Below are 24781 nucleotides of genomic sequence, written 5' to 3'. Positions count from 1 at the left end.
AAAACTTCTATAAAGCTTCCTTTTCTGTAATTTGTTGATGCAGTTTAGGCGAATGGTATTACTAATTTGTTTACAGAAGTTATTTTATGAGTGAGTGATTGAAGTCTAACCATAGAGGGAGATTTTTTTCTAATACAAACAGGTATTGCAATAGTTATGAAAGAATTTAAAATTAATAAAAAATGTGTTGCATGGAAAACGATAATGGGACAGACGCTCATAATAAACTCTATAGCTCATATTATGCATAATGAAAAGGGCAAGAATTGGGATGAAGGTAGGCATGGTGCGGTTATAATGCCTAAGGCTAGAGAAAAACTCGAAAAACCTAAATTATGTCGAGTTTTTTTGCTTAATGATGATTACACACCTATGGATTTTGTTGTTTTCGTTTTGAAGAACTTTTTTAAAAAAAGTTTCGAAGAGGCAACGCGGATAATGTTAAATGTTCATCACAATGGGATAGGAGAATGTGGGACTTATACTTATGAAGTCGCTGAAATGAAAATATTACAAGTGAGGGAATGTGCGCGTCAAAATGAACATCCGTTACAATGTGTAATGGAATGGAAGTGAGGAGCTATGCCATCTTTTACACCTAGTCTTGAAGAGGTTTTGCATCGTGCATTAACAATTGCTACTCAAGCACGGCATGAATATGCAACACTAGAGCATCTTCTACTTGCGCTGTTAGATGATGCCGATGCAAATTCCGTTATTCAGGCTTGCCAAGTAGATGTGGAGGAATTGCGAGAGCGCTTAACCAATTATCTTCGCTCAGAGTTAGATGAACAGATTAGAGCTGATGAGGATACAAAGCCTACAGCTTTTTTCCAGCGTGTTATCCAACGTGCGGTGATTCATGCACAATCAGCTGGAAAAGATGAAGTATCGGGGGCAAATGTTCTTGTTGCAATTTTTTCTGAACGTGAAAGCCATGCAGCATATTTTCTTCAAGAGATGGGAATGACACGCTATGATGCTGTACGTTTTATTTCACAGGGTGTCACGCGTGATGATGGGTTATCCATGTTACTTGAAGGACTTGAAGAGCAATTAGATCAGCAGATTTCGGATAATGGTGAAAGAGGAACAAGTGCTTTAACGAATTATTGTGTTGATCTCAATTGTAAAGCACGTAATGGAAAAATTGATTTATTAATTGGCCGTGAAATAGAAATTTCACGCATGATTCAGATTTTATGTCGAAGGTCAAAAAACAATCCGCTTTTGGTTGGTGATCCTGGAGTAGGGAAAACAGCTATAATTGAGGGATTGGCAAAGCGCATTGTTGATGGGCAAGTGCCTGAAGTTTTATCAAATGCAACAATATTTTCTCTTGATATGGGGGGACTTGTTGCAGGTACACGTTATCGCGGTGATTTTGAAGAACGCTTAAAGCAAGTTATTAAAGAGTTTGAGCTGTATCCAGATGCTATTTTATTTATTGATGAAATCCATACCTTAATTGGAGCAGGAGCAACATTAGGGGGAAATATGGATGCAGCAAATCTTTTGAAACCTGTGTTATCTTCTGGAACTATGCGATGTATTGGTTCGACGACTTACAGAGAATATCGCAAATTCTTTGAACAAGATCGTGCTTTAGAGCGTCGTTTTCAGAAGATTGATATTAATGAACCTTCTGTTACAGATGCGATTAAAATTTTGCAGGGGATGAAGCCTTACTTTGAAGATTTTCATCAGATTAAATATACAGATCAGGCGATGAAGGCATCTGTAGAATTATCTTCACGTTATATAATTGACCGTAGGTTACCTGACAAAGCAATTGATATTATTGATGAAAGTGGCGCAGCGCAAAAGCTTTTGCCACAAAAACAACGCAAGAAGAGTATAGGTGTTAAAGAAATTGAAGCGACTGTTGCTACAATTGCAAGAATTCCACCAAAAACAGTTTCCCGGAATGATCAGAAGATACTGAGTAAGCTTGAAAGAGAACTCAAACATGTTGTTTATGGTCAAGATCAGGCAATTTCCGTCTTAGTTTCATCCATAAAATTGGCGCGAGCAGGTTTACGCGAACCGGATAAACCAATAGGAAGTTATTTATTTTCAGGACCAACAGGTGTAGGAAAAACTGAAGTTGCAAAACAGCTTGCATCATCTTTAGGCATTGAATTATTGCGTTTTGATATGTCAGAATATATGGAACGGCATACGATAGCACGTTTAATCGGAGCACCTCCAGGTTATATAGGGTTTGATCAAGGAGGTCTCCTTACAGATGCCGTTGATCAGAAACCTCACGCAGTTCTATTGCTAGATGAGATTGAGAAAGCGCACCCAGAGTTATTTAATATTTTATTGCAGGTAATGGATTATGGTAGATTAACAGACCATAATGGTAAGAAAATTGATTTCCGCAATGTTATTTTGATTATGACAACCAATGCTGGTGCTTCAGATATGGCAAAATCAGCTATTGGATTTGGGAAAGTACATCGTGATGGTGAGGATATAGAAGCAATCAATCGGTTATTTACACCAGAATTTCGTAATCGGTTAGATGCAATTATTCCGTTTGCACCTTTATCTCATTTAATCATCAATCAGATAGTGCAAAAATTTATTTTTCAGCTTGAAGCACAATTAGCTGATCGGGGAATTTGTTTTGAATTAAGCCCTTCTGCAACTTTATGGCTTTCTAATAAAGGATATGATTCTCAGATGGGAGCACGCCCATTAGGGCGTGTTATACAAGAATATATTAAAAAGCCATTAGCTGATGAAATTTTATTTGGAAAGTTACGCAATGGCGGTACCGTTCGCGTATTGACACAAAAATCAAATGGTAAAAAAGAAAGCTTACAGTTAGAAATTTCATCTTCCGATATATCTGTAAGTTCAAAGAAAAGTAAAATGGAAAACTTTACAAAAAAAACGTGTAGGAAAAAAAGCACAACAACTTAAGAGTGTGTTATAAAGCTGCACGGATTTTTTTTGCATTCTCTTCAAGTATTTCTGGAGGCGTTACCATATCATTATGAGGGGTAAGCTCTATTCCCTCCATACGTGGTATAATATGAAAATGAAGGTGATAGACGGTTTGTTGACTAGCTGCTTCATTAAATTGCATGACAGTTATGCCATCTGCTTGAAAGGCTTTTTTGACAGCATTTGCAATTTTTTGAACAGCTTTAATAACAGGAAATAATGTTTCAGGATCTGCATCAAGTAAGTTTCTAGAGCCTTTTTTAGGAATGACCAGCGTATGACCTTGTGCCTGTGGCATGATATCCATAAATCCAATAACATCATCATCTTCGTAGACACGAACAGAAGGGATTTCATTGCGAATCAATTTAGCAAAAATATTGTTATTGTCATAAGCTTGTTTCATACAAATATTTCCTTTTATCGTAAGTTTAAGATTCTAATTTAAAAACGAAAAAATGCAAGGTTTATCAGAGTGTAAGACAAAGAAGTATTTTGACTTCAGTTATATTTAGGATAATGCACTGTCTTAATGAAGGTTTAGATTTCTATGATGGCTTCAACTTCTACAGGAACATCCATAGGAAGAGAGGCAACACCAATAGCAGAACGGGCGTGTTTTCCAATTTCACCAAGGATATTGACGAATAAATTAGAAGCTCCATTGGCAACAAAAGGAATATCGGTAAAATGAGAATCTACAGCCACAAAAACAGTAATTTTGACCACACGTTTTATTTTATTTAAGTCACCCAGAGTTGCCTTGAGTTGCGCGAGAATATTGAGAGCGCAAGCTTCAGATGCTTTTTGGGCTTGTTCGGTATTCACAGTTGCACCAACTTTACCGATGGCTATTGGTTTTCCATTAATAAGAGGAAGTTGCCCAGAAATAAAGAGTTGATTGCCACTTTGTGAAGTGGTGATGTAATTGGCAAGGGGGGAGATTACTTCAGGAAGAGTGATCCCGAATTTTTCTAAGTTTTTTTCAATCATATTGGTCATAATTTTAACTCCATAGCTGCTTTATAATATATTCATTGCATAATCTATTTTTTGATTTAAGAAAATGTGTGGTTAATTGAGAAATTAGCCTTTTTTGCCTTATTGTATGATGTTATGCAACGGGGATAAAGTTCGGAAGTTGGGAATGATTAGATCATTATTTATAATAGTTTTATATATTGTTTTTTTATGTACTGCGAGAGCTGAAGAGCCCATTTTTATTGTGCCTCATCGAGCAATTTATGATTTTCATCTCGATAGTGTTTCTCATGAAATGACAATTTCTGCGATGTCAGGACGAATGGTTTACGAGCTTGCTGGTTCGGCATGCCAAGGCTATAGCACACGTTTTCGTTTCATTAGCCGTGTTTACATTGAAGATATGCCAGTACGTTTGACGGATCAACAGACGACGAGTTATGAAACAGGAGACAGCCGTACATTTCGTTTTAATATTACAGATCAAGAGGGAGAAGAGGTTGTGCATCGTGCCGAGGGAGTTGCGGAGCGTACGCAAGATGGTATTACAGTTACCTTAAAAAAGCCAAAGGAAAAAGAGTATAAGCTTGCAATGGCTGAATTTCCAATGATGCAACTAAAAAATATTATCCGCCATGCAAAAGCAGGAGATCATTTTTACAATGTTACTGTATTTGATGGGACAAATAAAGCAGATAAAGTTATAAAAGAAAGTATCGTCATAGGGGAAAAGAAGACGCTTTTATCTGATAGCGAAACGGAAAAAGTAAGAAAATTGGATGAAGAAGAATATTGGCCTGTTACAATTTCTTATTTTGATGATGGAGAAAATAAAGATGGTTTGCCGGTTTATCGTAGCCGTTTTCTCTTACATGAGAATGGTGTCATGCGTGATCTTCATATAGATTATGGAACTTTTTCAGTGCGTGCAAAATTGAACAGTCTCGAATTCTTGGAACTTGGAAAAGATCTTAATCAATGTGAAAATGCAAATATTAAATGATTAAAGAAAATAACTTGAAAAAGAATCAAATATTAGTATGTTTGCGCTATTCCACACGCGGAGTCTGGGTGTTTGCAAATGATCTGTGAGAAACTTCTAGCAAGCATCCGCCGGTAGCAGGTCTTCCTGCTTTTTCCGCGGAGGTTGAACCGGAAAGGATAAGATTTATGGCACTACCCGATTTTACTATGCACCAGCTTTTAGAAGCTGGTGTGCATTTTGGTCACCAGACTCATCGCTGGAATCCCAAAATGACTCCCTATATTTATGGTCAGCGTAATAATATCCATATTATTGACCTTGCTCAGACCGTTCCACTTTTACACCAAGCACTTAAACTTGTTTCAGATACTGTAGCGCGTGGTGGTCGTATTCTCTTTGTTGGTACGAAACGGCAAGCATCTGACATTATCGCAGATGCGGCGAATCGTTCCGCTCAGTATTACGTTAATGCACGTTGGCTTGGCGGCATGCTCACAAACTGGAAAACGATTTCCAATTCGATCCATCGTTTGCGGAAGCTTGATAAAATTCTTGCTGCTGAAGCGCAAGGCTTTACTAAAAAGGAACGTTTAAATCTTGAACGTGATCGTGAAAAGCTTAATCGTGCGCTTGGTGGTATTAAAGATATGGGTTCTGTTCCAGATCTTATCTTTGTTATCGATACGAATAAAGAAAATATTGCACTCCAAGAAGCAAAACGTTTAGGTATTCCAGTGATTGCTATTATTGATACCAATTGTGATCCCGATGACGTAACACATCCAATACCAGGTAATGACGATGCTTCACGTGCAATTTCTCTTTATTGCGATCTTTTTGCCCGTGCTGCTCTTGATGGTATTGCACGCCAGCAAGGAGCAATGGGTATCGATTTAGGAGCTCAAGTTGATGCACCTGTGGAGCCTATTTTGGAAGAAAATGCAGTTTCAGAAGTTTCTGAATAATATAAAATGCCTAATTAAGGTACTTTTATTGTCTAAAGAAGAAGTTATAGGCGTGCAGAGGGATTTTGCACGCTTTCACTGTTACAAAATAAAGAGGCAAATATGAGCATTACTGCTGCACAAGTAAAAGAACTTCGAGAACTATCTGGCGCTGGTATGATGGACTGTAAAGCCGCCCTAGCAGAGACCAATGGTGATATGGAAGCTGCTGTTGATTGGCTTCGTAAAAAAGGAATAGCTAAAGCAGATAAAAAGGCTGGTCGTACAGCAGCTGAGGGATTAATCGGAGTCGTATCAAAAGATTCACATGCAGTTTTGGTTGAGATTAATTCTGAAACAGATTTTGTTGCACGCAATGATGGATTCCAAGACATCGTGCGTAAAGTAGCAACTGCTGCCTTAGATACGTCAGGGGATGTTGAATCTGTTTCTGTTTCTCTTTATCCAGGTTCTGAGAAGACTGTAGAGCTTACAATTAAAGATGCAATTGGTACAATTGGCGAAAATATAACATTTCGTCGTTCCACTAAATTGTCCGTTGAGAATGGTGTTGTTGCGACTTATATACACAATAGTGTGGCTGATGGGCTTGGAAAACTTGGTGTTTTGGTTGCGATTGAAACAACAGGAAATAAAGAGGCTGCTCTTGCTTTTGGTCGGCAGGTCGCGATGCATATTGCGGCAACCAATCCATTAGCACTTACAGCACAAGATGTTGATGCTGCTGCTGTTGAGCGAGAAAAAGCAATTTTTTCAGATCAAGCGCGTCAGTCTGGAAAACCTGAAAATATCATTGAAAAAATGGTAGAAGGGCGTATGCGTAAGTTTTTTGAAGAGGTTGTTTTGCTTTCTCAAGCTTTTGTTATGAATCCTGATATAACTGTTGAGGCTGCTTTAAAGGATGCTGAGAAATCAATAGGTGCTCCAGCAAAAATTATAGGCTTTATTCGTTTTGCATTAGGTGAAGGTGTGGAAAAAGAGGAGTCTGATTTTGCAGCAGAGGTTGCTGCTGCTGTAAAAGGCTAGTTATTGCAAACTCTTGATCAGAGATTTAAAGTCATATCATTGGTTGTAGAATCTCTGAGGGGAAAAATGTAATTGTTGAGAGGGCGTCACGTGAAAAAAGTGGTGCCCTTCGTGATGTCAAAAGCAAAAAGTAAATGGGCTTTTGGGGAGATTATTAATGGCATTAGCACTTCCGTATAAACGGATTCTTTTAAAGGCTTCTGGTGAAGCTCTTATGGGAGGGCAGAATTTTGGCATTGATGTTTCTGTTGTAGACCGTATTGCCGCTGATATTGCAGAAGTGCGCACAATGGGGATAGAAGTTGCGGTTGTTATCGGTGGGGGAAATATTTTTCGTGGCGTTGCTGTTGCTTCGCATGGTGGGGACCGAGTGACAGGTGATCATATGGGAATGCTTGCAACTGCTATTAACTCTTTAGCATTGCGAACATCTTTGACAAAATTAGGGGTTGAAACTGTTGTACTCTCTGCGATTGCTATGCCACAAATTTGTGAAAGTTTTTCGCAACGTAAAGCAATAGCTTATATGAATCAGGGAAAAGTTGTTATTTTTGCAGGTGGTACAGGAAATCCATTTTTTACCACTGATTCTGCTGCTACTTTACGTGCAGCAGAAATTGGTGCGGATGTCCTTCTTAAAGGAACACAAGTTGATGGTATTTATTCAGCAGATCCAAAAATAGACCCTACGGCTAAGCGTTTTGACCAATTAACACATGTTGAAGTTTTGCAATGGGGATTATCTGTTATGGATTCAACGGCGGTCACTTTAGCACGTGAGAACAATGTACCGATTATTGTGTACTCCATTCATGAAAAAGGCGGTTTGGCTAAGGTCTTGAATGGAACAGGACGCTTTACAATAGTATCGGAATAAGGGTAAGCTTCAAAGGACAATTGAAGGAGACAGAAATATGAATGTTACATCAATTATGGATGATCTGAAACGTCGCATGGATGGTGCCATTACGGCTTTTAAACATGAGTTAGGTGGTTTGCGGACTGGACGTGCATCGGCCAGTTTATTAGAACCGTTGACCGTTGAATCTTATGGTTCTGTTGTTCATATAAATCAGGTTGCTAATATTTCTGTTCCTGAACCTCGGATGCTTTCTGTTTCTGTATGGGATAAAACGATGGTCGGAGCTGTAGAGCGCGCTATTCGCGATTCTGGTCTTGGTTTAAATCCCATAACTGATGGTACGAATTTACGTATTCCTTTGCCTGAGTTGAATGAAGAGCGCCGTAAAGAACTTGTAAAAATTGCGCATCACTATGCAGAGCAAGCGCGTGTTGCTACACGTCATGTTCGTCGGGATGGTCTGGACAATTTGAAAAAGTTAGAAAAAGATGGTGAAATTGGACAAGATGAAGCCCATAGTTTGTCTGAAAAAGTTCAAAAACTCACAGATGAAACTATTGCTGATATTGATAAAATTTTAGTCGTAAAAGAATCTGAGATTATGCACGTTTAAGACGATTTTGTCGCTAGAAAAAGGATGTTATACTCCCAGCCTGTAAATTGTTTCTAGGGATAATTGTAGGGAGTGGTGTGCTCTGTGGTAGCAAGGTGTGATGCAGGAAGGTATTCTATCATTTTGATATGGGAGAGACTGATTTGAAAGGGCAGATGTTTTAATTTTTTAGTCTGCGTGATAAATCATGCGCTTTGCTGGGAGACACTATTTAACAGCATGGTGCGGTTTTTTAGTTGAGCACGTCTTTGTTAAAATGCATTTAGAAATTATTCAAATATTCTAAGATGAAGGTTGGGGAAAGAATATAATGCAAAAAACAAGCCTAACCTTTCTCTTATTTCTCATTATAAAACATGTGAGTATAATTGATCAAGCAGATGTTATGTGGCGTAATTCGTTTTTTAATGACGAATAGTTGATAGAAAAGTGTTTTTATACGAAACCTCTATTAGTTAATTTGTATGGGGCAGAGGTAACTGCTTTTTCATTTTATATTTGAGAAAATATTAAAAAAATATTTTATAATTTTGACGGAGATTTTTGAAGCTGTTTTCATTGATTATTAGTTTCATAAGCGCTATCTTAGTAGACTGAATTATTTATGATAAATTATAAGAGAAATTATACAGGTATGAGATAAAAATACTGCGTAGGGGAGTTTTTCTTGCGTTAATTTTAGAGCTTGTATTTTCTATTTTTATTGTTTGGATGTTGTTTTGTCTAATTTGGTTTATCGTATTCTGACAGCTTTTGTTTTTGGCATTATTGCGTTGTATCTAACATGGTTGGGAGGAAACTTCTTTTTTTTATTTGTATGGTGTATTGGCGGTTTTGTTCTTTATGAGTGGATGAGTATTACTAAAGAGAAATGGTGTATTTTACAAAAAATATTAGCAAGTATCTTTTATTTAATCTTTGGCTTTTTTTTAGTGTTGAGTGTATCTGCTTCATTGATTTTTTGTGTTTTAATCGTTTTAGCTACAGTATTAGCTATTATATCTATAAAAAAAAGTGGTTGGGTTTTTTGTGGTTTTTTATATGCATCTTTTCCTGTTGTTGCTTTATGCTTTCTACGGGATCATGAAATGTTGGGGTTCCAAGTTGTTATTTTCTTATTTACGATAGTGTGGGGAACAGATATTGGTGGTTATTTTATCGGACGTGCATTAGGGGGACCTAAATTAGCACCACAATTTTCTCCTAATAAAACATGGTCAGGAGCACTTGGTGGTACATTTGTCGGAGTTTTCGGTGGTATATGGGTTGCTTTTGGATTTTTTGATATAAATTTAGCCAGTTTTTTTGTGCCACTCCTTACACTTGTTTTGTCAATTGTTTCACAATTGAGTGATTTAGGGCAATCATGGCTCAAAAGACGGTTTTCTGTTAAAGATTCTAGTTCTTTATTGCCTGGACATGGTGGTTTTATGGATCGTATAGATGGATTGGTAGGGGCAGCTTTTCTTCTTTATTTAATTGGTTCATTTATGTCTGATATGGATGCGCCTTTTAATCTTTTTAGTATGATCTAATTGGGAGAAGATAGTTTGGAACTTTTAAATCATATCGTCACTATGGGTGATTTTCTTTTAAGAAGTTTGAGTATTCTTTTCATCATTATGATTATCATTTTTGTACACGAATTTGGGCACTATCTCATTGGTCGGTGGTGTGGTATTAAGGCGTTAATTTTTTCGCTTGGATTTGGACCAGAAATAGCGAGTTGTACAGATAAGCATGGCACGAAGTGGCGTTTAGCACTTATCCCCTTAGGAGGTTATGTAAAATTTGTTGGGGATGAGGAAAAAATCGATACGGAATCATCCCAATCATCTCTGATTGTTGATGGTTCATTTGCTAGTGCGCATGCTTGGAAAAAAGCAGCAACTGTTTTTGCCGGTCCTTTCTTCAATGCCCTTTTTACTGTTGTTATTCTAACATTTTTTTTCTTTATCTATGGTCGTGTAGCCATTGAGCCCGTTGTTGGTTCTTTGGTAAAAGATAGCCCTGCTCTTCAATCCGGTTTGGAATTAGGTGATCGTTTTGTTGAAATGGATGGGCGACGGGTTGAAAGCTTTGAAGATTTGATGAATTATGTAGCTTTTCACGGAAGAGAACCCATAGAGTTTAAAATAGAACGCATGGGGCGATTCTTTACAACGATGATTACCCCGAAAGTCGTTGAGCGAGATGATGGATTTGGTAATCGAACACGAAGTGCTATGATAGGTGTAGGTGTTCCTGTTGATTTAAATAATCCTGCACGTTTAGATCCAACTTATATAAAACATATTCGCTATGGTTTTGTAACAGCTGTAAGAAAAGCGTCAGACCGTACTGTGTTTATCGCCACTCAAACCGTTCTTTTTATGAGTCGTTTAATAGGAGGCAAAGAGGATCGTTGTCGGCTAAGTGGACCTTCTAAAACCGTTAAAATTGCTTGGAAAGTGAGCGAGACAGGTTTTATCTCTTTATTGAATTTAGCAGCTTTTCTTTCAATAAGTGTTGGGCTTATTAACCTTTTTCCGATTCTACCGCTTGACGGTGGGCATCTTTTATTGCATGTCATTGAGGTCATTACTGGGAGGAAAATATCTGCTAAAATTCAGGGAATCGTTTTTCGTTTAGGTTTTTCCATTCTTTTCCTTTTTATGATCTTTGTCTTTTTTAATGATTATTTTTGTTGGTTTAGCTAATTAAATTATGGAAAACGCTTTATAAATTAAGTAATAATAGCAAAAACAAATTGAAGGTTGTTTACCATGTCTACAAAATGTTGTGGCATTGTACATTATAATGAGTAATTAAGGAATGAAAAGTCTCGCTGTAAAAAGGTTGTTATGGCAGTTAGCTTTTTAAGGCATCATGTCTAAGGAACGAGAGTAAGGTAAAAAAGCCAATGACTACGAATTCAAAGTTTTTAAATGCAGCATCTGTATTGGTGTTAAAGATGGGGATGATTGCCCCAGCAACGGTTTTTATGTCAATTGCTGCGGTCGGAGAAATACAAGCGTCTGTAGTCCGCTCTATTGAGGTTCGTGGGAATAAGTTTGTAAGTTCTCAGGCGATTCGAGACAATATGGGGATTAAGGTTGGGCAAGGTGTTTCCAGTGGTGATGTTGATAGTGCTGTGAAGAACCTTTTCGAATTGGGTTTATTTTATGATGTTAAAATAAATCCGGTGGGTGATAAATTGGTTGTATTCGTAAAAGAATATGAGGTTGTCAATCAAATATTGTTTCAAGGAAATAAATCTTTTAAAGACCCAGATCTTAAGCGGTTTATTTCTTTAAAACCGAATGAGCCTTTTAATTCTGCGAAGCTTTCTGCTGATATAAATACAATTCGTGAGGCTTATAAAACTCTTGGTCGTAATAATATCACTGTTAACGTTCAAACGATTAACCTTGGAAAAGGGCGGGTTAATGTGGTATTTAATGTCGTTGAAGGGAAAAAAACAAAGATTGGTGATATCACTTTTAAGGGCAATAGTGTCTTTGGAAGTCGCCGTTTGCGTGATGTGATTTCAACAAAAACTTCAGGAATTTTTTCGAAGTTGTTGGGAGGTGATGTTTACAGTGAAGAGCGCCTCGCTGTTGATGAAGAAGCTTTACGTCGCTTTTATTATAACCGTGGTTATGCAGATTTTCGTGTAGTCTCTTCTAAAGCAACTTTTGATGCAGCAAGCAATACGTATAAAATTTCTTTCGTTCTTGATGAGGGTGCACTCTATAAAATTAGCGATATTCAGGTTGAAAGTGATGTTGATGGAATTGACGTTCAATCTGTGAAAAGGATACTTAAAACCCAGCCAGGTAATGTTTATAGTGCAGAAGATATTGAACAGTCTGTTGCAACTATTAATAACAAAGTTGCTGATTCGGGATATGCTTTTGCTAAAGTTGAACCGCGGGGAAATCGTAATTTAGCAAATCATACAATTTCAATTTTATATAATATTGAACAGGGTACACGTGCTTATATTCAACGTATTGATATACGTGGCAATGAGAAAACGCGTGATTACGTCATTCGCCGTGAGATTGATTTAAACGAAGGAGATGCTTACAATCAAACTTTATTACAGCGGGCAAAACGTCGTCTAGAAAGTTTAGGTTTCTTCAAAGCCGTTAATATTTCAATGGTTCCTACAGATCAATCTGACCAAGTTGTTTTGGTAATAGATGTCGTTGAAGCTTCAACAGGAGATCTCTCTCTTTCTGGAGGGTATACAACAGGGGGAACAAGTCCTGGTATGTCACTTGAAGTTTCTGTTACTGAACGTAATCTTGGGGGACGTGGTCAATATGTTCGTTTAGGATTAGGTGCGGGGCAAGAAAAATCTCGTAATTATAATTTATCATTTGTTGATCCTTATTTCTTAGGGTATCGTTTATCTGCTGGCGTTGATGTTTTTCGTAGTACTTATCGTGCTGATAAAGCCTATGATGTACGGCAGACAGGTGGGTCGCTGCGGTTTTCGTTACCTATTAATAATCAATTATCTGCTAATGTAGCTTATTCTTATGTGCAGGAAGAATATGATTTTGGCGGAGAGTATGATTTTGACAAAGAGAGTGACATAATAGAATTATATGGGAAATATTCTGGTGCGATTGTTCAAGCTGCAAAACACAGCCCTTGGAAACGTTCATCAATTAGTTATGGTTTCACCTATAATACGATTGATGATGTGAGATCCCCTCATGATGGGTGGTACGTGCATCTGCTTCAGGAATATGCAGGGCTTGGTGGGAGTGCAAAGTTCTTGAAGACCACGGGTAAGGCGATGATGTACAAGACTCTTTCTGACCAGAAGGATATCGTTGGTTTGCTTTCCTTTGGGGGTGGTTATATCCACGGAATGGGCCGAGATGGTGTTCGTATTTTCGATATGTTTAAAGTAAATTCTGATATGATTCGAGGGTTCAAATATAATGGAATAGGTCCGCGTCAGGTTTCCAGTAAGGGTGAGGTTTATTTCTTGGGGGGAACGACATATATGAATGCGACTGCTGAAGTACAGTTCCCTATCCCTGTCGTGCCTGAAGGATTTGGGTTGCGCGGTGCTTTATTTGCGGATATTGCCACGCTTTATGGCAATAATTATAAAGCCGTTTTTAAGGGTGAACCGTCTGTTACCAATACAAAAAGTGCTTGGCGTTCATCTGCAGGTGTGAGTTTGATGTGGGATTCTCCGTTTGGTCCTTTGCGTTTTGATTATGCTTGGCCAATAACGAAGCAGGAAGGTGATCGTTTGCAACAATTGAACTTTGGTATTTCTACGAAGTTCTGATTTGAGCGATTTTAAGAAGGAAAAACTTGAAGAGAATAGCTTAAGCTGGGAGAGAAAGTGTTTTGATGGCGGATACATTTTTTTTTACGCCGTCCCGACGATTGACAGTTGCAAATGCTGCTGAGTTGACGGGTGCAAAGCTTCTTAATCCAGAGTTTTCTCATAAAGTTATCAATACTCTTTCTTCACTTGAGAGTGCTGTGGAAGGTTCGCTTGTTTTTGTAGAGCATCGGAAGTTTTCTGATGCTTTACTGGACAGTTCTGCTGTTGCTGTTTTGTGTACGAATGAGATTGTTTTTAAAGTTCCCGAGACTATGGCAATTTTGGTGACATCCACACCACAGCGTGACTTTGCTCAGATTGGTCGTATTTTGTTTCCAGATTCTGTCAAGCCAATGCCTTGGTTGGGGCAGAAGGGGATTTCATCGCATGCGCATATTCATCCAACGGCTAAGTTGGCACATGATGTGTGTATTGAAGCGGGAGCTGTTATTGGTAAAAATGTTGAGATTGGAGCAGGAACTCTTATTTCATCCACAGCTGTTATCGGTGAAAATTGCCGTATTGGATGTGACTGCTATATTGCTCCTAAGGTAACAGTTCAGTGTTCTATAATAGGTGATAAGGTTCAGCTTTATCCTGGTGTTTGCATTGGGCAAGATGGTTTTGGTTATGTTGGGGGCGTTTCTGGAATCGAGAAAATTCCACAGCTTGGTCGCGTTATTATTGAGGATGGTGTAGAAGTTGGTGCGAACACGACAATTGATCGTGGGACATTTCAAGATACTGTTATTGGTGAAGGAAGCAAGATTGATAATCTTGTACAAATTGCCCACAATGTAAAAATTGGCCGCTATTGTCTTATTGCCGCTCAATGTGGCATTGCGGGAAGTACATCTATAGGGGATATGTCTCAGCTTGGCGGAAGTGTGGGAGTAGCTGATCACATCATAATAGGTAAATCTGTTCAGATTGCTGCTCGTAGTGGTGTTATGAATGACATTCCGGATGGCGAAAAATGGGGAGGTAGTCCAGCGCGACCATTTAAACAATGGTTTCGTGAAGTAGCGGCCTTGCGCAGTATGGGAAAAGTTAAAAAGGAGAAACGCTGATATGATCAGCAGTGAAAAAACTAAAAACTTAGAGACTGTCGATATTGAAAAACTATTATCAATATTACCGCACCGTTATCCATTTTTATTAATTGATCGTATAATTGATATTGATGGTGAACAAGAAGCGATTGGTATTAAAAATATAACGATTAACGAGCCACATTTTATAGGACATTTTCCCTCAAAGCCTGTTATGCCTGGAGTTTTGATTTTAGAAGCTATGGCACAAACGGCAGGAGCAATAGCGCTTTTAAATTTAGGCAATAAGCAAACAAATTTAGTTTACCTTATGACGGTTGATAATGCGAAATTTCGTAAGCCGGTTATGCCTGGTGATCAGCTCAAGATTCATGTTCAGCTTTTGAAAAAAAGATCTGGTATGAGACGTTTTTCATGTGTTGCAAAAGTAGAAGATGTCCGCGTCGCTGAAGCAGAAATTGCTGCGATGATTGTCGAAGAAGAATAAACGATATTTGATGGGAATTTAAAAATGTCCGGTACGAAAATCCATCCAACTGCTCTTGTTGAGAAGGGAGCGCAGCTTGGTGAGAATGTACGCGTTGGACCATTTTGCCATATTAGTTCAGAGGCTGTTATTGGTGATGAATGTAGTTTGACAAGTCATGTTGTAATAATGGGAAAGACAACGTTAGGAGCCAAGAGTAAAGTATTTTCTCATGCCGTTTTGGGGGCAGATCCGCAAAATAATAAACATAAAGGAGGGGCTACAACTCTTTTTATTGGTAAGAATTGTACGATTCGTGAAGGTGTAACAATGCATAGGGGCTCCGATTCGAGTGTAGGAATGACAGTTGTTGGTGATAATTGCCAATTTTTTTGTTATGCGCATATCGCTCACGATTGTTATGTAGGCAATCATGTAACATTTGCCAATAACGCAATGATTGCTGGTCATGTTACTATTGGTGATTATGTGATTATTGGTGGTGGTGCTGCTGTTCATCAATTTGTTCGTGTTGGACATCATGCATTTATCGGCGGCGTATCTGCACTGGTTGGTGATCTGATACCTTATGGAACAGCTGTTGGTGTGCAGGCAAAACTTGCTGGACTCAATATTATTGGTATGAAGCGTGCAGGACTTGAGCGTCAAGATATTCATGCACTCCGTCATGCGGTTGCTATGCTTTTTGATCATAGCAAACCATTTAAAGAGCGTGTCAGTGATGTTGCTTCTTTCTATTCTTCTTCTCAGTCTGTTTCTGAAGTTGTTAATTTTATTAAAGAAGAAGGAAAGCGTTTTTATTGTACACCAAAATTTGAAGGTGTTAGAATAAAAGAACATAAGGATTAAAAATGCCTATTTGGGGAGCCAGAAGTTTTCTTTCCGGCCGTACTGCTATTATAGCAGGAAATGGTGTTCTACCGATTACTGTTGCGCAGACTCTTGAGAAGAATGGAGAAAATCCTTTTCTTGTGCTTTTGCATGGTGAGGCAGATTCTGTTCTTTATCGCTATGAGCATTGCGAGCTATCAATTGTAGAGTTAGCACGACTCGTTAAAATTTTAAAAGAGGCTGGTGTATATAATGTTGTTTTGGCAGGTGGTGTGAAAAAGCGTCCACTTCTTAAACAATTGCGACTGGACTGGACAACATTTTTAGCTCTTCCTAATTTAATCGGAGCTTTGAAGAGGGGAGACGATGCGTTATTAAAAGCTTTTATACGGGTTATTGAAGCACACGGTTTTTGTGTTATCGGTGCTCACGAAATAGTCCCAGATCTTTTAGCTCCCATAGAATTTAATTTAACAGTACGGCGCGCTACTCCAAAAGAGAAAAAAGATATTTTTTTAGCAGTAGAAGCAGCAAAGCTTTTAGGTCAATTAGATATCGGGCAAGCCGTTGTCGTTGTTCAAGGAAGGGTGGTTGCTCTAGAGGGCGCTGAGGGAACTGATAATATGTTGTGGCGTATTTGTGAAATGCGAGAAAGAGGGCAAATTCCCCTTAAAGGTGGCATTCTTGTAAAATGCGCAAAACCACAACAGGATAATCGCGTTGATTTGCCATCAATTGGGCCCGCGACAATAATGAATATTGCAAAGAGTGGTTTATCTGGTGTTGCGGTGGAGGCAAATAGAAGTCTAATATTATCGGTGAAAACAACAATAGAAAAAGCCAACAAATATTCTTTATTTATAGAGACATTTGAAAAGTTTGGTCATGAATAATTGTTTCTTAAAGATTGCAGTGGTTTCAGGTGAGGAATCTGGTGATTTACTTGGGGCCGATCTAATTTCTTGTTTATTACAACAGATAGGATGCAATATTCATTTGATTGGTGTTGGGGGGAGCCATTTAAAGGCATTAGGCTTAAAAAGCTTTTTTGATTCCCATGATATTGCTTTAATAGGTTTAAAGGAGGTGTTGAAAAAACTACCATTGTTGTTGCTACATATTCGCAATTTATCCAAATTTATTGCACAAGAACAACCTGATTGTTTAATTATTATTGATAGTCCTGATTTCACGCATCGTATTGCAAAAAAGGTACGTGCTTTAGCGCCTTCTATTCCTATCATTAAATATATTGCACCAACCGTTTGGGCATGGAGGCCAGAGCGTGCAAAAGCTATGTGTGGATTTGTTGATCATGTTTTAGCGGTTTTTCCTTTTGAAGAAAAGATTATGCAAGATTTGGGAGGCCCTGCCACGACTTATGTTGGACATCGTCTTTTGACATATCCTCCCCTTTTGAGAATTCAGTCAGAAAAAAAAAGCCAATTAGAACAAAGAAATTTGATCGATACACAAACATTATCGCCTACATTAGTTATTTTGCCAGGATCACGCAATTCAGAAATTCGTTCCTTAATGCCTATTTTTCGAGAAACAGTAGAGATTCTTGTACAACGTATTCCTCATTTACGTATTATTTTACCAACCTTACCTCATTTGGTAGATAGAATCCGGGACTTTGTGCAGGGCTGGAAAAGCAAGATAGAAATTGTAGTTGGTGAAGATGAAAAATGGCGTGCTTTTGCACAAGCAGATGTTGCTCTTGCTGCACATGGAACTGTTTCACTTGAATTAGCCTTAGCAAAAGTTCCTATGGTTCTTTGCTATAAACTTGATTTCTTTTCTAAATTATTTATTTTTCCTAAAATGATGTTATGGAGTGCTGCTCTTCCAAATATTATTGCTGATAAGCCTATTGTTTCGGAATATTTGAATGAATTAATCCGTCCTGGCATGTTAGCAAGACAGGTAGAACAACTTTTGGCTAATCCTTTATTGCGACAGGCACAACTTGATTCCTTTGAGATGGTAGAACAGAAAATGAAAACTGAAGTACCATCGGGGGTTGTTGGCGCACAAACAATTATCACTATTTTAAAAAGCAGGAATAAAATTGTATAAATAAAGCAATATTTTAATGATTAATATTTAATTTTAGCAAGAAAATTACAAGCACGTTGGCTTTTAGGATTGGTAAAAAATTCTTCAGAGGCTGCATCTTCAACAATTTTTCCATTTTCTAGAAAGAGTATTCTTTCTGAGACTTTACGTGCGAAGCCCATTTCATGGGTAACACAAAGCATTGTGATCCCTGTATCGGCCAATCGAGCCATCACTTCCAAAACTTCTCCCACACTTTCTGGATCAAGAGCAGAGGTTGGTTCATCAAAAAGCATGACTTCAGGTTCCATACAAAGTGCACGGGCAATCGCAACACGTTGTTGTTGCCCACCAGAAAGTTGTAAAGGATATTTTTCACAGTGTTTTTCAATACCAACATGCGTTAAGTAACGAATTGCCCGTTCTTTTGCTTGTTGTTTGGAAAGTCCCTGAACTGTCATAGGTGCTAAAATACAATTTTGTATAACGCTCATGTGGGGAAATAAATTAAAGTTCTGAAAGACCATTCCTATCTTACGAAGAACATTTTTTTGCTGTTGTATAGGTGCAGTATGGATATCAACGTTATGGATACAGATTGAACCTTTTTGTGCTTGTTCTAATTGATTAATGCAACGAATTAACGTTGATTTTCCTGATCCGGATGGTCCACAAATAACGATATGTTCACCAGCTTGAACATTAAAGTTGATATCATGTAGGACCTGAAAGTTTCCATACCATTTATTTAGATTTCGAATAGAGATCACTGGTTTTTTACTGGGAGAGATCGATTTATTATTTTTCAAATTCATCTTATTTTATTCTTTCATTGATGAAGAACTTGATTAATTCAACATTTTGGTTTGGTAAAGTTTTTTATGATCATTTTATTTACCGTAAATATCGAGTGAGGCGCTGCTCGATAAAAACAATAAAACGATGAATGAGTTCAACGATAAAGAGATAGATAAGAGCAGCCCAAACGTAAACTTGAAAATCGAAAGTCCGTGAATAAGCGAGTTTAGCAACCCCCATTAAATCATAAACAGTAATAAGTGAGGCAACAGCACTGGATTTAATCATTAAAATCAACTCATTTCCTAGGGGGCGTAATGCTACAATCATTGCTTGTGGAAGAATAACTCTAAAAAATGTGACAGAGTTGCTTAAACCTAAAGCTTTTGATGCTTCGCGTTGTCCAGTTGTTACGGATAGAAAACTTCCTTTAAAGATCTCAGATTGATAGGCAGCAGAATTGAGTGTAAAAATAAAAAGACAACAATACCACGCGTTTTGAAAAAACCACCATAGCCCCACTTGTTGCCAAAAACTGTTCATTGAACCAAGCCCATAATAAAAAAGAAAGAGTTGAGCTAATAAAGGAGAGCCACGGAAAAAATAGACATAAGCATTTGCAAAATATTGTAAAAATGTATTCTCTGATAGACGTGCAAAAGCGATAAGCATACCAAGAAAAAGTCCTAGAGAACAAGAAATAGAAACAAGTTCAACAGTAACAATAAAGCCATTAATAAATTTTGGTCCATAATGACTTAAAAGATCAGGATTAAAAAGAAAATAAAGCCACTCAGGAATCATTGACCTAGCACCTTTTTATAGCCTATTTGAGTGTATGTTTCCAAATAGCGTAAGATTGCAGTAAAAACCGCTGAAAATAACAAATAGAGTAAGCATGCTACAAAATAAAATAGCATGGGTTTATTGGTAGCAGCGACAGCTAGATTCGTTTGTCGCATGAGGTCAACAAGCGCGATGGTAGAAACAAGGGATGTATCTTTCAGTAAAGTAAGCCAATTATTAGAAAGTCCTGGCAAGGCATTTCGGATGAGCTGAGGGAAGACAATACGAAAAAATGTGGTTGACCGTGAAAGCCCTAAAGCTTTAGCTGCTTCATATTGACCTTTATCAAAAATATTAAATGCTCCAAGCCAAACTTCACAAGAAAAAGCTGCAAGAACCATACTAAGGGCAAGAACACCAGCAACAAAAGCATTGATACTGAACATGATTTCAAAACTAAAATAGTCAAATAAATTTTGAATAAGGCTTTGTAATCCGTAGTAAACTAAAAACAAAGTTAAAAGCTCTGGTAGCCCACGAAATATCGTTGAAAAGAGGCGTGCCATAGCTTTGGCCATCTTAATATTGGATCGAATCATCACTGCATTGAGAAGTCCTAGAGGAAATCCTAGAAGTCCACAACATAATGCCAATGACAAAGTCATTCCTGCACTGGAAAGTATAACTGCTCCCCATCCACCATTGCTAAATGATAGCAATGCTAAATTTTCAATCATTCTTATATTCCTCATGAAAGAGTTAGATAATATTTTTTAGCAATAACCAACGGGTTTTATTAAATATCATATTGATATTTAATAAACATCACTTGTAAAATATTTTCTCATAATTTTTTCATAAGTTCCATCCAAACGGATTTCTTTTATTGCTTCATTGAACTTATTTTTAAGATCATTATTATTTTGACGGACTGCAATTGCAACAGGAAATCTTGTTTCTTCTAGAGTTCCCAAGAGGAGACAACAATCTTTTCCTTCATTTTTAAGCCAATTTAATGCTTGTAATTTATCAACAATAATCACATCAAGTCGATGATTTAAAAGATCACGATTCACTTCTATTGTGGAAGGATAGAGTTTTATTTTCACCTCTTCAGAGGCAAAATGATCTTCTGCATAGAAAGCTTGTGTTGTATTTGATTGCACACCAAGATTTTTACCTCTAAAGTCCTTTGTCGAGATTTCTTTAATTCCCGAAGCTTTGGTAACAATAACAGCCAGTGCTGTATCGTAGTAAGGATCTGTAAAGTCAATTTTTTGTAAACGCTCTTGTGTGAGAGAGAGGGAAGCAATGATAGCATCATATTTTTTTGCAATAAGTCCAGGGATCATTCCCTCGAAGTCTTGTGTAACAATAGTACAATCAACATTCATTTTTTTACAGAGTGCATAAGATATATCAATATCAAGTCCCTGCAATTTATTATTTGAGTCAATATAACTGAAGGGAGGATAGGTGCCTTCACTCGCAATTTTTAATGTTTTCGCATCAGCCAATTGGGTGAATAGTGCGGCGCTTATTATAAGAGCTCCTGCTAATAGTTTCATGATGTTCTCCTATTGGATAAGCGGGCAATATGAAATCATTATGTTTTTATAATCCGTAAGCTTTTTGGGAGCAATTCAAAAATTTATTGATGTTTATTTTAGATCATTATGTTGGGCATTATTGATAAAAAAAGAATAAATATCTTATTGCTTGTATGATAGCTTAATTTTCACGAAATGATTGATTTGAATCATTTCATGAGTAAAAACTGAGGATTTTTCTTGAAAATAAGGCTATTAAATTTGAACATAAAAAAATTAGATTTTGATACGGTAAAAATACAACCTTATTGTTGTCATTAGATTCTACAAAATGTTTAGATCTCAAGGAGCAATTAAAAGTTATTTTGATAAATGTAAATTTTCTTATAAAAATGCCGAATTTCCAATTATACCTGCATGTTCAATAAAGAGTTAAAGATACCCCTTAAATATACAGATTGAGTTTTAATTCATAGTACTATCTAATTGATATCGAAAGTAAAATATTTTCTCATAATTTTCTCATAGGTTCCATCGGCGCGGATTTCTTCTATTGCTTTATTAAAACTGTTTTTAAGATCATTATTATTTTGACGGAGTGCAATTGCAATAGGAAAATTTGTTTCTTCTAGAGTTCCCAAGAGGAGACAGCAGTCTTTTCCTTCATTTTCAAGCCAATTTAATGCTTTTAATTTATCAAAGATGATGATATCAAGCCGATGGCTTAAAAGATCACGATTAACTTCTGTTGCTGTAGGATAAAGTTTGATATTAACTCCTTCAGAGGCATAATGATCTTCCGCATATGCAGCTTGTGTTGTATTTGATTGTACACCAAGGTTTTTACCTCTAAAGGCTTGTGTTGAGATTTCTTTAATTTCCGAATTTTTGGTAACGATAACAGCGAGTGCTGTGTTGTAGTAAGGATCTGTAAAATCAATTTTTTGTAAGCGCTCTTTTGTAGGAGAAAGGGAAGAAACGATAGCATCATATTTTTTGGCAAGAAGACCGGGAATCATCCCCTCAAAGTCTTGTGTGACAATAGTACATTCAACATTCATTTTTTTACAAAGCGCATAAGATATATCAATATCAAACCCTTGCAGTTTGTTATTTGAGTCAATATAACTAAATGGCGGATAAGAAGCATCGCTTGCAATTTTCAGCGTTTGAGAATTGGACGATAGGGTAAACAGTGTCGCGCTTATTATAAGAGCTCCTGCTAATAATTTCATTATGTTCTCCTATTAGATAAGCTGGCAAATATGAAACCATCATGAATTTTTATAATCTGTAAGCTCTTTTGGAGCAATGTAAAAAATTTATCTGTGTTCATTTTGCTATCATTATGCTGAATATCATTATCAAAAAAATAATTTCTTTTTATAAAGTATGGGAATAAAAAATATAGGAAAGAAAGTCACCTCTTATTGGTTATAGGGTGATTTTTAATAATTTTATTTAAAAATCAATAATTTATCTTTAAAAGAAAAACTATCAACTTAAATACAAAGAAAATTTCAGCTTTTAACAGGACAAAATGTAAAGTGTTTTTATTCTAACTAGAGAAGCACTTAATGTAAGCTTTTTGCAATTTTATCTGAAGAAGATAGAAAGAAAAATTCTGACATTGCTAGATTTTAATATGTAATAAGGCTTTTAAACATGGGGGAATAATAGGGAATACATTTCCATTAAAGATAATAAGGATTATAAGGTAAAATTTTCAATTTCTTTTTGCTAAATGTTTGGCTAATTCGCAGAAGAGTATTCTCAATTTCTTTACAGAGCTAAAACTTAGAATTTTTTAGTAAATTTTTATGATGATGTTATCTCTGTAGAAAGAGTTTTAAAATCACGTTTTATAAAAATTCTTAAAGGATGTTTTTTGATTACTCTCAATAAAGCTTCAGTAAATTGAAGCTTTATTGATTTCTTTTTTTAATTTGCACGTTCATCTATAGGAACATAGTCACGCATAGCATAGCCTGTGTAGAGTTGTCGAGGACGACCAATTTTTTGTGCAGGGTCTTCAATCATTTCTTTCCATTGTGCCACCCACCCGACACTGCGCGCCAATGCAAAAAGGACAGTAAACATTTCAGTTGGAAAACCTAGAGCTTTTAATGTAATGCCGGAATAGAAATCAACATTGGGATAAAGCTTTTTCTCAATAAAATATTCATCACTTAAGGCAATTTTTTCAAGCTCTATTGCAATATCAAGAAGAGGGTCATCTTGAATGTTGAGTTCTTTTAAAACTTCATGACAGGTTTTTTGCATGATTTTTGCACGTGGATCATAATTTTTATAGACACGGTGCCCAAAGCCCATAAGGCGGAAAGGATCATTTTTATCTTTTGCACGTGCAATAAATTCAGGAATTCTTTTAATAGAACCTATTTCTTGTAGCATTTTTAGGCATGCTTCATTGGCACCACCATGTGCTGGTCCCCAAAGGCATGCAACACCTGCTGCAATACAGGCAAACGGATTAGCACCTGAGGATCCAGCAAGACGTACCGTAGATGTAGAAGCATTTTGTTCATGATCTGCATGAAGGGTAAAGATTTGATCCATCGCCCGAGCAAGCACAGGGTTTGTTTTATATTCTTCACAAGGAACAGCAAAGCACATATGGAGGAAATTTGCAGCATAACTAAGATCATTACGTGGATAAACAAATGCTTGTCCAATACTGTATTTATAGGCCATAGCAGCAAGCGTTGGAACTTTTGAGATAAGACGAACAGAAGCAATCATTCTCTGCTGAGGATCTGTAATATCAATAGAGTCGTGATAGAACGCAGACATAGCGCCAAGGCAGGCAACCATGACGGCCATAGGATGAGAATCACGACGGAAGCCATGGAAGAAGCGTGCAAATTGTTCGTGGACCATGGTATGCTGCATAATACATCGATCAAATTCATTTTTTTCTTGCTGTGTTGGGAGTTCACCATAAAGTAAAAGATAACAACTTTCGAGAAAGTCTCCTTTTTCAGCCAATTGATCAATAGGATAACCACGATAAAGCAATATGCCTTTATCACCATCGATATAAGTAATTTTTGATTCACAAGAAGCTGTTGAAGTAAAACCAGGATCATAAGTAAAAATATCGGTTTTTTTATAGAGAGAAGCAATTTCAATGACTTCAGGTCCACTCGTGCCTTTACGCAAGGGAAGCTCTACTTTTTTATCATTCACAATAATATATGCGTTATTCTCAGACATTCGGTATTCCTTTCAGATCCTTCACTTCTAAAAATTAAGACTCTGCTTCATCAGAGTGGGGGATGTATAACTGAAGCTTTTCTTACTTATTTAAGGGTAGATTGCCTCTAAAAGTGAGTACATGCAATCTAAAAATATTTCCTTATTGATCATTATTACTCAATAAGAAATGTATTTCAATGATATAACATAAAAAACTCTTTTAGGGCACGTTGAGATATCTGTATAGATCCTTATTTGAGGAAATA

At 37.0% G+C, this 24781-nt stretch carries 23 protein-coding genes; 15 read left to right on the top strand and 8 right to left on the bottom strand.

What is annotated here, in order from left to right; genetic code table 11:
* The first annotated feature begins 204 nt into the window (after nucleotides 1–204).
* Nucleotides 205–576, top strand: a complete 372-nt coding sequence (gene clpS, locus ACFIL7_RS01930) for an ATP-dependent Clp protease adapter ClpS (RefSeq protein WP_273790742.1) — start codon at nucleotides 205–207, stop codon at nucleotides 574–576.
* Nucleotides 577–582: 6 nt separating this feature from the next.
* Complete coding sequence (gene clpA / locus ACFIL7_RS01925) at nucleotides 583–2934, top strand: ATP-dependent Clp protease ATP-binding subunit ClpA (protein WP_375632768.1); 2352 nt, start codon at nucleotides 583–585, stop codon at nucleotides 2932–2934.
* A 7-nt stretch (nucleotides 2935–2941) separates the two neighbouring features.
* Here the strand turns inward: clpA and ACFIL7_RS01920 are convergent, their stop codons facing one another.
* Complete coding sequence (locus ACFIL7_RS01920) at nucleotides 2942–3364, bottom strand: HIT family protein (RefSeq protein ID WP_375632769.1); 423 nt, start codon at nucleotides 3362–3364, stop codon at nucleotides 2942–2944.
* A 134-nt stretch (nucleotides 3365–3498) separates the two neighbouring features.
* Nucleotides 3499–3960: a RidA family protein gene (locus ACFIL7_RS01915; protein WP_375607219.1), complete on the bottom strand. Its 462-nt coding sequence runs from the start codon at nucleotides 3958–3960 to the stop codon at nucleotides 3499–3501.
* 145 nt (nucleotides 3961–4105) lie between these two features.
* Between ACFIL7_RS01915 and ACFIL7_RS01910 the strand changes: the two genes are divergently transcribed.
* The 13 genes from ACFIL7_RS01910 (at nucleotide 4106) to lpxB (ending at nucleotide 18183) form a co-directional block, all read left to right on the top strand.
* On the top strand, nucleotides 4106–4942 hold the full coding sequence (locus ACFIL7_RS01910; protein ID WP_375643166.1) for a cell envelope integrity EipB family protein: 837 nt from the start codon (nucleotides 4106–4108) through the stop codon (nucleotides 4940–4942).
* Nucleotides 4943–5109: 167 nt separating this feature from the next.
* On the top strand, nucleotides 5110–5889 hold the full coding sequence (gene rpsB, locus ACFIL7_RS01905; RefSeq protein ID WP_273788135.1) for a 30S ribosomal protein S2: 780 nt from the start codon (nucleotides 5110–5112) through the stop codon (nucleotides 5887–5889).
* Between the two features lie 102 nt (nucleotides 5890–5991).
* On the top strand, nucleotides 5992–6915 hold the full coding sequence (gene tsf, locus ACFIL7_RS01900) for a translation elongation factor Ts (RefSeq protein ID WP_375683282.1): 924 nt from the start codon (nucleotides 5992–5994) through the stop codon (nucleotides 6913–6915).
* Nucleotides 6916–7072: 157 nt separating this feature from the next.
* A complete protein-coding gene (gene pyrH / locus ACFIL7_RS01895; RefSeq protein WP_273790666.1) occupies nucleotides 7073–7792 on the top strand; it encodes a UMP kinase in 720 nt (239 codons plus the stop codon).
* Nucleotides 7793–7829: 37 nt separating this feature from the next.
* On the top strand, nucleotides 7830–8390 hold the full coding sequence (gene frr, locus ACFIL7_RS01890) for a ribosome recycling factor (protein WP_375632774.1): 561 nt from the start codon (nucleotides 7830–7832) through the stop codon (nucleotides 8388–8390).
* Nucleotides 8391–9109: 719 nt separating this feature from the next.
* Nucleotides 9110–9925: a phosphatidate cytidylyltransferase gene (locus ACFIL7_RS01885; protein ID WP_375613469.1), complete on the top strand. Its 816-nt coding sequence runs from the start codon at nucleotides 9110–9112 to the stop codon at nucleotides 9923–9925.
* Between the two features lie 15 nt (nucleotides 9926–9940).
* A complete protein-coding gene (locus ACFIL7_RS01880) occupies nucleotides 9941–11089 on the top strand; it encodes an RIP metalloprotease (protein ID WP_375634732.1) in 1149 nt (382 codons plus the stop codon).
* 203 nt (nucleotides 11090–11292) lie between these two features.
* Nucleotides 11293–13689, top strand: a complete 2397-nt coding sequence (gene bamA, locus ACFIL7_RS01875; RefSeq protein ID WP_375632780.1) for an outer membrane protein assembly factor BamA — start codon at nucleotides 11293–11295, stop codon at nucleotides 13687–13689.
* Between the two features lie 65 nt (nucleotides 13690–13754).
* On the top strand, nucleotides 13755–14801 hold the full coding sequence (gene lpxD / locus ACFIL7_RS01870) for a UDP-3-O-(3-hydroxymyristoyl)glucosamine N-acyltransferase (RefSeq protein ID WP_375612127.1): 1047 nt from the start codon (nucleotides 13755–13757) through the stop codon (nucleotides 14799–14801).
* A gap of 1 nt (nucleotide 14802) precedes the next feature.
* Entirely contained in the window at nucleotides 14803–15270 is a 468-nt protein-coding gene (gene fabZ / locus ACFIL7_RS01865; RefSeq protein WP_375683281.1) for a 3-hydroxyacyl-ACP dehydratase FabZ, read from the top strand.
* Between the two features lie 24 nt (nucleotides 15271–15294).
* On the top strand, nucleotides 15295–16119 hold the full coding sequence (lpxA, locus tag ACFIL7_RS01860; RefSeq protein WP_375609506.1) for an acyl-ACP--UDP-N-acetylglucosamine O-acyltransferase: 825 nt from the start codon (nucleotides 15295–15297) through the stop codon (nucleotides 16117–16119).
* A gap of 2 nt (nucleotides 16120–16121) precedes the next feature.
* A complete protein-coding gene (locus tag ACFIL7_RS01855) occupies nucleotides 16122–16994 on the top strand; it encodes an LpxI family protein (RefSeq protein ID WP_375632782.1) in 873 nt (290 codons plus the stop codon).
* Nucleotides 16987–18183 (top strand): lipid-A-disaccharide synthase, encoded by a 1197-nt coding sequence (gene lpxB, locus ACFIL7_RS01850; protein ID WP_375634731.1) that lies wholly within the window; start codon nucleotides 16987–16989, stop codon nucleotides 18181–18183. Before ACFIL7_RS01855 ends, lpxB begins: the two co-directional genes overlap by 8 nt.
* A 20-nt stretch (nucleotides 18184–18203) precedes the next feature.
* Here the strand turns inward: lpxB and ACFIL7_RS01845 are convergent, their stop codons facing one another.
* The 6 genes from ACFIL7_RS01845 to gltA all read right to left on the bottom strand — a co-directional run bounded on the left by ACFIL7_RS01845 (nucleotide 18204) and on the right by gltA (nucleotide 24533).
* Nucleotides 18204–18977 carry an amino acid ABC transporter ATP-binding protein gene (locus ACFIL7_RS01845; protein ID WP_375634730.1) on the bottom strand — a complete coding sequence of 258 codons (774 nt, stop codon included), beginning with the start codon at nucleotides 18975–18977 and terminating at the stop codon, nucleotides 18204–18206.
* A 79-nt stretch (nucleotides 18978–19056) separates the two neighbouring features.
* Nucleotides 19057–19764: an ABC transporter permease gene (locus tag ACFIL7_RS01840; protein WP_375632788.1), complete on the bottom strand. Its 708-nt coding sequence runs from the start codon at nucleotides 19762–19764 to the stop codon at nucleotides 19057–19059.
* Nucleotides 19761–20483: an ABC transporter permease gene (locus ACFIL7_RS01835; RefSeq protein ID WP_375632790.1), complete on the bottom strand. Its 723-nt coding sequence runs from the start codon at nucleotides 20481–20483 to the stop codon at nucleotides 19761–19763. The genes ACFIL7_RS01840 and ACFIL7_RS01835 overlap by 4 nt, the downstream gene beginning before the upstream one ends.
* Nucleotides 20484–20561: 78 nt before the next feature.
* Entirely contained in the window at nucleotides 20562–21314 is a 753-nt protein-coding gene (locus ACFIL7_RS01830; RefSeq protein WP_375632791.1) for a transporter substrate-binding domain-containing protein, read from the bottom strand.
* A 464-nt stretch (nucleotides 21315–21778) separates the two neighbouring features.
* A complete protein-coding gene (locus tag ACFIL7_RS01825; RefSeq protein ID WP_375683280.1) occupies nucleotides 21779–22531 on the bottom strand; it encodes a transporter substrate-binding domain-containing protein in 753 nt (250 codons plus the stop codon).
* Nucleotides 22532–23237: 706 nt separating this feature from the next.
* The gene (gene gltA, locus ACFIL7_RS01820) at nucleotides 23238–24533 is read right to left on the bottom strand and encodes a citrate synthase (protein WP_375634728.1); all 1296 of its coding nucleotides are present in this window, start codon (nucleotides 24531–24533) and stop codon (nucleotides 23238–23240) included.
* Nucleotides 24534–24781: the final 248 nt, after the last annotated feature.

The organism is Bartonella sp. AP3QHHD, assembly GCF_042195765.1.
Classification (GTDB): Bacteria; Pseudomonadota; Alphaproteobacteria; order Rhizobiales; family Rhizobiaceae; genus Bartonella.
Note: the sequence above shows the minus strand (reverse complement) of the source record. Positions and strands in the feature narration are given on the sequence as shown.